This is a genomic window from Streptococcus sp. FSL L8-0526, from assembly GCF_038007145.1.
Classification (GTDB): Bacteria; Bacillota; Bacilli; order Lactobacillales; family Streptococcaceae; genus Streptococcus; species Streptococcus thermophilus.
Genome location: NZ_JBBOWP010000001.1, coordinates 1,229,131 through 1,242,266, shown reverse-complemented (window position 1 = coordinate 1,242,266; position 13,136 = coordinate 1,229,131). Strand labels below are relative to the sequence as shown.

The following is a 13,136-nucleotide window of genomic DNA, read 5'->3' as shown; positions in this document are numbered from 1 at the left end:
CTATAAATATTGATTTTCTAGTAATGTTTTGGGATTTTCAATAAAAAGATTCTTAGCACGTTTGAGGCCGTAGTTCTTTTTAACAATTTCATAAGCATCTTTCATAAATGGTGGTCTCGGCCCAAGATTATGCATGTCGCTAGCAACCATATGAACTAAATTTTTCTCCAAGAAAAAGCGAACACGTTTCTTTCTTACTTTATCTTTATCTCCAAAAAGCTTTGGTTTGAGGACATGTGAGCTATTGACTTGAGTATAGCAGCCCATATTGATGATTTCTCTAACACGATCAGCATTTTCTTCGAGGGCATCATAGCGCTCAATATGAGCAACAATAGGCGTTACCCCCGCTCTCAAAACATTACTAAGCCCACTATGAATTTCTTTCCAAGATGTGCGAGCACTAAACTCAATCAAAGCAAATTGAGTGTTGTGCATGCGCGGAATAAGATTCTTTTCAAGTTTCTCCACAATGTCTAAGGTGTAATAAAGTTCACCTCCATAATAAATAGTTAAGTCTGGATAAAGTGCTTCTGCTTCTGCTTTTACCTTAGAAAAGTTGGCAAAAATTTTATCCTCTGGAGTCTCAAACATTCCCTTACGACGATGGGATGTTGAAACAATCTTACGTACCCCCTGGGCGTAACTTTCACCAATGAGGTCTAAACTTTCTTCTAAAGTTTTAGGACCATCATCAACATCAAAAACAATATGTGAGTGAACGTCAATCACTTATTTTTCCTCCATCAATTTTTTGATAGCTTGAGAGGCACTTTCCACACTCGAATTATCTAGTTTCATCATGTAAAGACTAGAATTTGGCATCGCATAAGAAATCAATTGTCCGGTTGAACCTGTACCTGTTACTGCTTGAGAAGTCACCGTAAATTTAGAACCTGAATCAAGTTGTGTATTAGCCAAAGCATTAATGGTATCCAAAGAAATATTTGTCTGAACAGAGTCTTGGAGATTATTAACGATTGAAGTAAAGTTTGATACAGACTTTAGAGAAGTCAACTTGTTTACAATCGCAGAAATGACTTTTTCCTGGTTTTTACCACGATCATTATCTCCGCCATCTAAACTATAGCGTTCACGAACAAATCCAAGTGCTTGCTCTGAATTCATTTGGATATCTCCAACTGGGAAATCAAACTTCCCATGAAGACTTGTGAAAGCTTGATCATTATGGACTGTCACACCACCAAGTTGGTCAATCAACTTAAGGAAAGATGTGAAGTTAATTCGTGCATAGTAATCAATCTTAGTACCATATAGATCTTCCAGAGTTTGTTCAGATGTTTCAACGCCATAAATACCTGCGTGGGTTAATTTATCATACTGGTTTGCCCCACCACCAGGAATCTTAACGTATGCATCACGTGGAGTAGTCGTCAAGAGAATCTTATGTGTATTCATGTTTACTGTCATAATAATATTGACATCTGAACGTGACACTGTTGAAATCGAACCGTAGGTATCAATACCACTAATATAAATATTGAAGACTTTTGAATCTACTTGTTTTGCAGAGTTGTTATTCTTCTTTTTAATTTTATAAGTATAAATTGTTTTTAGATTTGAAGCATAGTTACTATCGACAGACTCTAATAGGCTTGCATAAGAGCCACTCAAGACCATAGCTTTAGATTTGCCAGACTTAAGATTATCATAAGCTTCTTGATATGAGGCAACATCATCAACTTTAACATCAACTTTTTTATCTTTTTTGAGAGCTGACATCAAGATCTCGATATTGTTCTTATCAACCTTAGTAGGTGCCTGTACGCTAGTAAGCTGGCTCACATCTTTGATGTCACTTTCCTTAGGAACCACGATGCTCATTTCTACTTCAGAAAATGCTGCCGTCTGATTCATACGGTTAGTGATGTCAATCATTTGTTTAAAACCAAAAATACCAACCAGAGAAACTAGCGAGAAGATAACCAATACAACCGTTGTCACTAGTGGTGATTTCTTAGTCTTCTGAAGGAAGATGCTAATAGCAAGAACTACCAACAAACCAATGGTGATAATGATGTTCAAAAACCTAAAGGATAGGAAATTATAATTGAACATGGTGAATAATAAGACCAATGCTAAAATAGCATACAGAATGGTCAATCCAACGTTGACCATCCCCCACGATCTATTACCCGTACGTTTTTGCTTACGATTCGTACGCGAACTCATATAAATTGCTCCTAAAAATTAAAATTAGGTATTTCCCATTATTATTATAACATTAATACAACTTCATTTCAATTGTCATTTTTTTCAAAAAAATTAAGAAAACGTTTTCATTATGATATCAATCATTTAATTTATATCATTTCCCATTATATTGTGAACTATCTTTCACATTTTTAGTAGTTAAACTTTAAATTGTCGGATATTTACCTATTTATTACAAGTCTTCTTCTTCCAAATATTTTTATTTTTTCTAGTAGTTTGAAAAATTTTAACTTATTATCACTTCGAACAGATATTAGCTACAACACAAAAGGACGACCAAATGGCGTCCTTTTACAAACTAGTCTGCAATTAGTGTTTCAAGACCAACTTTCATCATATCAGTGAAAGTATTTTGACGTTCCTCAGCTGTTGTGTCCTCATCTGGATTTACCAAACTATCAGAAATAGTCATAATAGCCAGAGCATCTACTTGGTGTTGGGCTGCAAGGTAGTAAAGTGCTGCTGCTTCCATTTCGACAGCCTTCACGCCCCATTTCCCAAGCTCAATATTTTTTTCAAAATAATTTGAGTAGAAAACATCAGAAGATAGAACATTACCAACATGTGTTGTCATACCAAAATTTTTGGCGATGTGATAAGCCTTATCCAAGAGATTGAAACTTGCAATTTGTGGGAAATCGTATTGTGGCCAATCGTTACGAATAATGTTAGAGTTTGTCGCTGCCGCTTGTGCTAGAACTAACTCACGAACGTGAACATTCTCATTCAAAGAACCGGCAGTTCCTACGCGAATTAATTTTTTGACACCGTAGTCAACAATGAGCTCACGTGCATAGATAGAGATAGATGGCATCCCCATCCCAGTCCCCATTACTGAGATACGTTCACCCTTGTATGTTCCTGTGTAACCAAACATGTTACGTACTTCGTTGAAACACACAGCATCTTCAAGGAAATTTTCAGCAATAAATTTTGCACGTAAAGGATCCCCAGGAAGAAGAATCTTATCAGCAATATCTCCTTGTTTGGCAGAAATATGAATTGACATAATTAATCTATAAAGGGCGACAGAGACGAAGTAAAAATAAAAAACTTACGAAGATTGCCAATGCTATCCAGTTTATCTTTTTCACTCTTCTCCGCCCGTATTCAGTTCATTGAATACGGTTAACCCATCCTTTCTATTTATTTATAAAGGTTAAAGAGCAACTGGAAAGTAACTGAAAATAAGGAAGCTGACATAACGCTACGCGTCTAAGCAGGTTAGCTATTTTCCAAACTCTCCACTCATTTTCAAATATAAATACCTGCTCCACAATCCTTAAGTTATATTTTTTAAAGTTTTCTACTATTATATAAATAGTATATGAGCTACTTAAATGTTTAGATCTGGGTTAGTGAATCTAGAAAAGCAAATAATTTTTTATTCATTTGAGAATAATCATGATTACGCAATTGTTCAGGTGTTTGAACAAAATCTAACTGTTTATTTTGCTGGTACAAATGCTCTTCACCATCAGCAGCTATCAGTAAATCAATCGCTTCAAGGTCAAACTCTAAATGTGCTTGGAAGGCATAATGTTTAGGGCTAAAGCGAATTATTTGGCGTGGACAGCCCTTGCTAGTCGCAAGAACAACTGCCTTGTCGCTCAAACCAGGCATATCACCATGCCAGTGACCCGTGTTTAAAGTAGAACCAAAATCTTTAATGTGCTCATCAGCTAATCCTTCATCAGCTAAGGTCAAAGGGAGAACGCCAATTTCACGTTCTGGACTATATTCATATTTTCCACCATAAGCTACAGATAAAAGTTGAGCCCCTAAGCATACCCCGACAATATAGATATCAGCATCAATGGCTTTTTGAATTAATGCAATTTCAGCCTTTGGATAATAGTATGGAAAGACTTGACGATCTTCATCAGGTGACTGAGGTCCGCCCATTACTATAAGGAAATCAATATCATCAACAGTTTCTGGAAGTTCTTCTTCCTCATAAACCTTTGTTTACGAAATATGATGTCCACGCTTTTGAGCCCATTTCAAATAAGCTCCTGGAACCTCACATTTTTCGTGTAAGATAAAATGAATACTCATGATCTTTCTTTTCATTTATTGTTTATTATCCTTGATAGGATACTTGCTAGTATAAGTGGGAATACGATAACTCCTCCTGTACCTGTAAAATCAACAACCAAGGCTATTCCTGTTAGGGGGGATCAAGCGTTGTCCCTAAAAATACGGTTACCCCTAGTAACATTCCTAAACTAAGACTATGAGAAAATCCAAAATTTCCAAGAAGCACCGTTATCAGATAACCCGTACCTACACCTGAAGCAAACGATGGCGTCAGAGTTTCACCATAAGCACCACCTCTTAAAAGTAGACAAACCAATAGACATTTGATGACGAGAATGACAGGAAGATATGCTGAAGAGTTCCCAGAAAAAATCCATTGAGCTAAAACCTGTCCGTTTCCCATAAAAATTGGAGGTAAGCTGACAGTCCACCAAGAATCATAAAGGTATAGGGCAACGTCCAAAGAATTTCTTTACCTGTAATACGATGTTTACTGGCCTTCTTAGCAAAATATTCAAATATTATGGCAAGTGGTGTTACAAATAATGCTAAGATGATTGCCTGTATAAAACTGGAAGAATCAATAGTCACTTTATCGACTATATATAAAGCGTGTCCACCAACAATTGGTTTGGCACAATAAGCAGATACATAAGTGGTCGCAAGAATAATAATGATATTCTTTAGTTTCCAACAGACTCCTAAGGTTTCCAAAACAAACAAAGCACTAGCAAAAGGCACTTGGTAAACAGATGCTAGCCCTTCACCAGCACCACAAGCAATTAATAATTGTCTATCAGAAATGAATAAATGCAATCCTTTAGAAAGACTCCCACCAAGAGAGCACCCAATTCTCGAGGTGCTCCTTCTTTGCCTTTTGAGGCTCCAGCAGCAACGATTGCCATCTGGACTAATGCATGTAGAGACTGACCTAGAGGAAATTTAGGTTCCTTTTACCAACGAGTTTCTTAGCTTTGTAATGGAAAGTAAAGTGACACGTCGTTGAAGAAAATACCAAAATAAACTAGATAAGATCCTAATAACAAGTAAGACTGAGAGTCTTCGAAAAGCACTCACTGATTGAAACTATAACTAGAGGTTCCCTTTATCTTTACCAAACGCAATAACTTGTATAAATTCTAGAAGGTAGTGGCAAAAAATTCCAATAGGACCTGAAGCAATCCCAGTTCCAATATCGGCTAAACTCAGCTTAAGGGATTTTGGTAACACCCTTAAATGATTCCTTACCTGAGAAATCATTTCTTAGAGTTTCGACAAAATTGCTTTAAGCAATCCTTTGAAGTCTCCCTTAATGCGTTCAGTCACTTCTACAACTTCTTCGTGGTTCAATTCTTCTTGCAAACCAGCTGCAAAGTTAGAGATACATGAAATGCCCAGAACTTTCAAGTCAGAATGTGCTGCGACGATAACCTCAGGAACTGTTGACATACCAACAGCATCTGCCCCCAATGACTTGAAGGCACGAATTTCAGCAGGAGTTTCATAAGTTGGACCAGTTACTCCAAGATAAACCCCTTCTTCCAACTTGATTCCAAGTTTATCAGCCACTTTATGAGCAATTTCGCGGTAGGCTGGAGTGTAAGCTTTAGACATATCTGGGAAACGTGGGCCAAAGTCATCCAAGTTTTTACCGATCAATGGGTTCTGACCAGTCATATTGATATGGTCAGTAATAGCCATCAAAGTACCAGGACCGAAGCTAATACCACCAGCAGCATTAGTTACAATAACACCTTCACAACCAAGAGCTTTCATAACACGTACAGGGAAAGTTACCACTTCAAGAGGATTTCCTTCATAAAAATGGAAACGTCCTTGAAGAGCCAATACCTTACGTCCAGACAAAGTACCATATACAAGTTTACCTGCATGACCGACTACTGTTGATTGCCCCCAGTTTGGAATATCTGCGTAATCGATTACAATAGCATCTTGGATCTCATCAGCCAATTCTCCAAGTCCAGAACCCAAAATCAAACCAAACTCAGGTTTTTCAATTCCTTTGCTTTCCAAAAAGGTTTGCGTAACTCTAATTTTTTCAAGTAGTGACATTCTAAATCTCCTTTAGTTCCTTATTTTTTCAAACAATGACCAATGTTTGAAAAAGTTCTTGCATTTCGAATCGTAATATAAGAATAAAATGATGACTTTAATAGGTTTTTATGATATACCGTTTGATTGTAGCTTGTCTTATCATGTTTCCCCCAGTAAACTCCTAATTCCCCAAAATAAAGAGTCTCATCTGCCAAATCAAAAGAATTTATTACTCTCTTCAATTCATCCTTGTCTAATTGAACTCTATAAAAGAGGATATCTTTTCTGTACAAATCATTTTCCCACCATTTCGGTAGATATTTACACTCATTTTGGTATTCCTCTAGTGTAAAAAGGGAAAAGACAGTAATAAAGGCGTAAGACTTATTCAGAAATTATTCTATGGCTAAAAGTAATTCTTCTTTCATCATGGGTGAATCAAAGAAAAAATTTCCACTATTAATAAAGGAAGAAACATTCTTAAAACCTGGTTTCTCAAGGTCATGGCAGAATTTTTCCATCACTACCTTATTACGACCGCCGACATTTATGCCACGAACCAGAAAAGTACAACGTTTTATTTTAGACAAGTTTATCCAAGAAACTTTCACCAATCATGGCTTTCTCAACACCGAAGTTATCCGCAATTGTTGCTGAGATATCAGCGAAATGACCAACTGGAATCAAGCCACTAGATTTGAAGGAAGGGCTGTAAGCCAAGAATGGGATGTATTCACGAGTATGGTCTGTACCAGCATAAGTTGGGTCATTACCATGGTCTGCAGTGATCATCAAGAGATCATCTTCTTTCATAGCAGCGATAATTTCAGGCAAGCGCTCGTCAAATTCATGCAAGCAATCGCGGTAGCCCTGTGGATTACGACGATGTCCGTAAAGGGCATCAAAGTCTACCAAGTTTGTGAAAGAGAAACCATGTTTAAAGTCTTCTGATGTCATAGCCTTAATCAAATTGTCCACACCGTGGTTATTTGATTTGTTATGACCCATATCGTGGTTGATACCTTCACCATTGAAGATATCACTAATCTTACCAACTGAGTAAGTGTCAATTCCTGCTTCGTTCAATTTGTCCAAAACAGTTGGAGCAAATGGTGAAACAGCCAAGTCACGACGGTTAGATGTACGAGTAAAGTTCCCAGGCTCACCAACGTAAGGACGAGCAATGATACGACCAAGAAGAGCTGGACGTTCCAAAGTGATAGAACGAGCAAATTCACAAATACGATACAATTCTTCAACAGGGATAATATCTTCGTGAGCTGCGATTTGAAGAACTGGGTCAGCTGATGTATAAATAATCAACTCACCAGTTTCCATTTGGCGTGGTCCGAAGTCATCGATAACTGCTGTACCAGAATAAGGTTTATTGGCTTCACGAATAACCTTACGTCCTGAGAATTCTTCAATTTGAGTAAGAATTTCCTCTGGGAATCCATTCCAGAAAGTATCAAAAGGTTCTGTAATATTAAGTCCCATGATTTCCCAGTGACCTGTCATAGTATCTTTTCCAAGAGAGACTTCTTCTAACTTAGTTGCGTAACCAGTTGGATTGCTTTCAGCTGGAACAGTTTTCAAGGGTTGTTCGCGAGGAATGTTTCCAAGACCAAGTTTAGCCATGTTTGGCACATTCAAACCAACAGTTTTAGAAATATGTCCAAGGGTATCTGAAGCTCCGTCAGGAACACCAGAATTGACAAAATTATTAGCATCTGGAGCTGCACCAATACCTACTGAATCAAGAACGATTAAATGCATTCGATTAAATTTGGACATAACAACACCACAAAGAGCTAAAATCTTTCGAAATTACCTCTTTCCTTTCTATATAATAATCTAGTGATAACATCACTATTAGGTTACTTTATTCATTTACAATTTAAAAGAAAAATTAAACAGGACTAATCCTTAACCTCAACAATCTTAACACCATCTTTTCCAGCGACGATAACCGTATTGACCATTCCATTGAATAAGCCATGTTCAACAACACCAGTCATAGCTTTTAGTTCGTTACCTAAAGCAACTGGGTTATTAATTTTGCCGAGATCCAAATCAATAATAAAGTTCTTCATATCTGTAACAAAGCGATCACCTTGTTCAGTTACTCGGAATGATGGCTTATAGCCCTTAGATTCAAGGTCGAGATACAAACGATCAGCGCCATATTGAACAACTTCGACTGGTAATTTAAAAGCACCAAGTTGATCAACCATCTTAGACTCATCAACTACCCAGATATACTTTTTCGTAGGTGTGGCAACGATTTTTTCCATCAAGAGGGCACCACCGCCACCTTTAATGCCGTTGAGTTGAGGATCTACTTCGTCGGCGCCATCAACGGTAACATCAATACTATCAATATCATCCACTGATTTCAAAGGAATACCTAGACCTTCAGCTTGCTTCGTTGTTTGACTAGACGTCGTTACACCTACTACACTGAGACCTTCCTCCTTTATTCGACGACCAATCTCCTCTACAAAGAAATAAGCTGTTGAGCCAGTACCTAGTCCAACAACCATGCCATCTTCAACAAATCCAGCAGCGCTTACACCGGCGAGCTTTTTTAATTCATCCATGCAGATTTCCTTACATCTTTCTATATAGTCACTCAAAATAATTATAACATGAGTGTTCTTTAAATTGCAACGATAATTATGAAAAGGCTATCAAAAACTTCAAAACAATAAAACTAGACCCTAAAATTAGAATCTAATTTGAAGGTAGAAATAATATAGTAGCATCACTTAGTCTTCTTTACGATGCTTGAAGAATACTACGAAAGCTGAAAAAATCATCGAAATAAATCAAAGTAATTCTGCATTTCTTGTGTGCTCACCAGTTTGTGGCAACTCAGCTTGAGGAACTTCAGTATCTGGAGTCGGTGGTGTAGGTGGTAAAAAATGATACCCTCTCAATAACATAATTCTTATGCCATACAACAGTTAGTTTTTCTGGTGTTTTTGGTTCAACCGGTCTAGCTGGAACTTCAACCACTTTTGGTGTTGGAGTAGTTAGGTCCGTACCTACTGCAACAACCCATTTGCCATCATTTGATGAAAGGCTCAAAATCTCATAACAGTTAATCACATGCTTAATTAAATGCATATCCGTATATTCACGCATGCTTGACTGATTCAAATTACATAGGTGACAACAAATTTGTCACCTATGTAATTTGAAAGAATTCAGTCTCATTATTAGACTAAAGACTGGTTGCTACAATATCAGAAGCCCCACCTTCACGTTGAAAGGTCAAATTTTGAACAGTTTCTACATCTTTTAGATCTTGGAAACCATTATCATTCATGTACTTATCATAAGCTTCTTTAGCGTATTGCTCTAGGTCTATATTGTATTTCATAAGATAAACTTCATACTGAGCTTTAGCATCGTCTTCTTCATCCTTAATATCAAAAGCTTGTCATAGGCTACTTTATCTTTATCATACTGTACTTTCTTAGCTTAGTTTTATTGTAAATCTTTATCGTATTGCACTCTAGATATATTATAAACAGATATTTCTGCATAATACTTACCTTTAGTTTCAGCCGTCGTCTTATCTGCTGATGCTTTTTCGAATACTTTAGAACCATAAGTCAATATTTGATTATTACATTCTTACAATACTGCATCATAAGTTTTTTTATCAGCTTGATATTTAGCTATATCTTTTTCATAGTAGCTTAATCAGTATCATACTATGCTTTAGAAGCAGAGTTTACTGTATCCGCTGCTGCTTTTCAGCCACTTTAGCATCATACTTAGCCTTTGCTTTATCATACTCAGCTAAATCTTTTTTGTGCTCTTCTTTTACTTTCTGTTAATCATAACCAACTGTATTAATCTCTTTTGATTGTGCATGATTGTCAGCAATAGCACTCTCTAAAAATGTAAGTGATTGAAATGTAGTTTCTTCGACTTCTACCTTTTTTTTATCGCAGAGGCTTTAGCATCTTCAAAAATATCAGTTGTAACAACACTTGTTGGGAAAGTGATATTTCCGTCTTCTTTGACAGAAACAACTTGCTTCTCTGAATGATTAACAGTTGATGAATTGACAGCGGTATATGTTAGCACAGAAACACTGAGTGGCGTATCAGTGACAGCTGAAGTTGAAACCTTAAAATGCTGTACACCAACCGCTTCCATCACAAGAATGGTTGTACCCAAAAGAACATAGGCATCTCCAAAGCTATACTTTCTGATTGAAAAACATTGCAAATCTCTTCTTCCCATATCACAAATTTTCTTAACAACTAAAGCCTAACACCGTTAAATTTTCTGCCAATAGTAATTGTATTAATGTTTTCGAAATTTTTCATTTGTCATCTTGTTTCTAATCATAGTATAATAATTTATTTAGTCTAAAAATAGCTATTTTAATTTTATATGTTACCCCTCTTAAAATTAGAAATAGATTGCAATGAATAAGTTTAGACTTAAGATATTGTTAATTGTATTTTTCAAAAGATTTTGTTATAACATCAAAAAAGCCCCAAAGGGCAAAAATCTTAACAATATTCGAGTATCCCCATGGTTCCTCATTGACCTATTACGAATCACTAGTGACTATTCAAGGTCAAATATCTGAATTCATTGACTCAAGATTTTTTGAACCAATTCTTTTAAATCTGGAAGCACTTCTTTCATAAACCATGGATTTTTCGCTTGCCAGATATTATTTCGTGGTGACGGATGCACTAAAGGAAAATAGTCTGGAAGATAATCTCTGTAATGTTTAACTGTATCTGTTAATTTAGTTGATGATTTTTGATGCAAATAGTAATGCTGAGCATAGTTTCCCACAAGTATAGTTAATTGAATATTTGGAGCTAAATCTAGAACTCTCTCATGCCATTTATCAGCAAAACCTTTGCGGGGCCCTAAATCTCCAGATTTTCCCTGCCCCGGGAAATAAAAATCCATTGGTACAATGGCAAACAGACCTGATTCATAAAATTCTTCTCGCGACACACCCATCCAATCCCGTAGATTATCTCCACTAGGGTCATTCCAGTAAAGTCCAGACTCTTGAGCTCGGATACCAGGAGCTTGTCCTACGATATTAATCCTCGCAGTTTTTGGAATACTAAACAAGGGTTTGATACCTTGTTCAGTATACGTTTTATTTTGTTCGTCAGCCATAATAGCTTGTGTCAATTCTTCAAGTGTTTCCATATTTTTCTCCAAAAAAAGAGACAAAATGTCTCTTTTTTTATTTGATCAACTCATAGATAGCTTCTGCATAAATGGCAGCTGCACGGTATAAGTCCTCAACTTCAGTAAATTCATTTGCTTGGTGCATGGTATTGACATAACCAGGGAACATAGCACCATAAGCAACACCACGTTTAAGGAGACGTCCAAAGGTCCCACCACCAATGATTTGTTCATGACCTTTAAGACCTGTCTGTTTCTCATAAACCGAAAGAAGTGTCTGTACCATAGGATCACTAACTGGTACGTAATGCGGCACATGGCCATGTTCTGAAAGACTGACCGCCTTAGGTCCTTCAAGTTTTTCAAGGCCAGCCTTAATACCATCTACATTAACCCCTTGAGGGTAGCGGAAGTTCAAAGCAATGGTATTATCTTCAGATTCCTTGTTAAAGGTAAAGACACCTGCATTCATAGTTAACTCACCCATTTTAGAATCTGTATAGGCAAGACCTGTCTTTTCAGAAAAGAAATCTTGATGAAGTGTTTCAGCAACTAAATCCAAATAAGTCTTAGCATTAGCTTTGAAGTCAAATTGGCTAAGGAAGAGTGCTAAGTATGTTGCCCCATTGATACCATTTTGAGGCATCATACCATGAGCTGATTTACCATGAATAGTCACATGGAAAACACCTGCTTCTTCAGTCACTTGACCGGTTACTGCTTGATCAGCAACAAAGTCATTAAGTTTAGACTCAAGTTCCTGTAAAGTGATAGGTGCCGTAAACTCTGCACTTGCAGATTCAGGGACCATATTTTCACGCAAGCCACCATTAAAGCTTACGAGGCTAAAGTCACCATCGTTTTGTCCTTCAAAATGAAGATAGGCAGTAATATTTCCTTTTTCCCCATTGATAATTGGAAATTCTGCATCAGGAGAAAAGCCAAAATCAGGATCTTTCAATCCATTATGAGCGAAGTAATAATCCATATCACCCCAACCAGATTCTTCATCTGTACCAACAATAAAGCGAACACGCTTAGATACTGGAAGCTCAAGCTCTTTGATAATTTTCAAAGCATAATAACAAGCTATTGTTGGCCCTTTATCATCTGATGAACCACGAGCATAAAGCTTTCCTTCTTTGATTACTGGTTCATAAGGATCAGTGTCCCATCCGCTACCCGCTGGAACCACATCCAAGTGTGCAAAAATACCCAAGACTTCATCACCTTGACCAAATTCAAAGTCACCAGCGTAATTATCAATATTACGAGTCTTATAACCATCACGTTCAGCTAAAGCAAGAAAATGTTCTAGAGCTTTCACTGGACCAGGACCAAATGGGTGCTTTTCATCAGCCTTACTATCATCACGTTCTGAATTAATACGCAAAAGACCAAAAAGGTCCTCCATCAAAGCTTCTTTACGTTTATCAACTTCGGCGTCAAAATCAATTGTCATAGTTTACTCCTTACTGTCTCTAGTTAGCACTATTTTAGCATTTTTAGTAAGGGTTTTCAACTCTTTGAATATGCTAAATTTAAAATGCAAACAGGTTTTTAAGATCATAAGGCACCTACTACTTTCAAATTAATTCATAGTCTAGCATTATTTCGAGAAT

At 36.8% G+C, this 13,136-nt stretch carries 10 protein-coding genes and 4 pseudogenes; all 14 read right to left on the bottom strand.

The features are described from left to right. The gene (cps4B, locus tag NSQ85_RS06630) at positions 1-732 is read right to left on the bottom strand and encodes a capsular polysaccharide biosynthesis protein Cps4B (protein ID WP_179973766.1); all 732 of its coding nucleotides are present in this window, start codon (positions 730-732) and stop codon (positions 1-3) included. After that, the gene (cpsA, locus tag NSQ85_RS06625) at positions 733-2,193 is read right to left on the bottom strand and encodes an LCP family glycopolymer transferase CpsA (RefSeq protein ID WP_179973767.1); all 1,461 of its coding nucleotides are present in this window, start codon (positions 2,191-2,193) and stop codon (positions 733-735) included. Positions 2,194-2,533: 340 nt separating this feature from the next. After that, positions 2,534-3,244, bottom strand: a complete 711-nt coding sequence (gene deoD / locus NSQ85_RS06620) for a purine-nucleoside phosphorylase (RefSeq protein ID WP_011227250.1) — start codon at positions 3,242-3,244, stop codon at positions 2,534-2,536. Between the two features lie 335 nt (positions 3,245-3,579). Continuing rightward, positions 3,580-4,293: pseudogene (locus tag NSQ85_RS06615) on the bottom strand (glutamine amidotransferase-related protein). Between the two features lie 11 nt (positions 4,294-4,304). Next, a pseudogene (locus NSQ85_RS10725) lies at positions 4,305-5,535 on the bottom strand (chloride channel protein). Positions 5,536-5,538: 3 nt separating this feature from the next. Then, positions 5,539-6,348 (bottom strand): purine-nucleoside phosphorylase, encoded by an 810-nt coding sequence (locus tag NSQ85_RS06600; protein WP_023909683.1) that lies wholly within the window; start codon positions 6,346-6,348, stop codon positions 5,539-5,541. Positions 6,349-6,368: 20 nt separating this feature from the next. Then, positions 6,369-6,911: pseudogene (locus tag NSQ85_RS06595) on the bottom strand (DUF1697 domain-containing protein). A 1-nt stretch (position 6,912) separates the two neighbouring features. Beyond that, a complete protein-coding gene (locus NSQ85_RS06590; RefSeq protein ID WP_340781452.1) occupies positions 6,913-8,124 on the bottom strand; it encodes a phosphopentomutase in 1,212 nt (403 codons plus the stop codon). Positions 8,125-8,249: 125 nt separating this feature from the next. Then, positions 8,250-8,930 (bottom strand): ribose-5-phosphate isomerase RpiA, encoded by a 681-nt coding sequence (gene rpiA / locus NSQ85_RS06585; protein WP_179973769.1) that lies wholly within the window; start codon positions 8,928-8,930, stop codon positions 8,250-8,252. A gap of 228 nt (positions 8,931-9,158) precedes the next feature. Next, a pseudogene (locus NSQ85_RS10720) lies at positions 9,159-9,366 on the bottom strand (hypothetical protein); the annotation flags it as partial. Positions 9,367-9,556: 190 nt separating this feature from the next. Beyond that, the gene (locus NSQ85_RS06575) at positions 9,557-9,715 is read right to left on the bottom strand and encodes a hypothetical protein (RefSeq protein ID WP_157795367.1); all 159 of its coding nucleotides are present in this window, start codon (positions 9,713-9,715) and stop codon (positions 9,557-9,559) included. Between the two features lie 560 nt (positions 9,716-10,275). After that, the gene (locus NSQ85_RS06570; RefSeq protein WP_340781450.1) at positions 10,276-10,575 is read right to left on the bottom strand and encodes a YSIRK-type signal peptide-containing protein; all 300 of its coding nucleotides are present in this window, start codon (positions 10,573-10,575) and stop codon (positions 10,276-10,278) included. Positions 10,576-10,947: 372 nt separating this feature from the next. Next, positions 10,948-11,532: a uracil-DNA glycosylase family protein gene (locus NSQ85_RS06565; protein WP_011681184.1), complete on the bottom strand. Its 585-nt coding sequence runs from the start codon at positions 11,530-11,532 to the stop codon at positions 10,948-10,950. A 37-nt stretch (positions 11,533-11,569) separates the two neighbouring features. Continuing rightward, positions 11,570-12,976, bottom strand: a complete 1,407-nt coding sequence (gene pepV / locus NSQ85_RS06560) for a dipeptidase PepV (RefSeq protein WP_340781449.1) — start codon at positions 12,974-12,976, stop codon at positions 11,570-11,572. Positions 12,977-13,136: the final 160 nt, after the last annotated feature.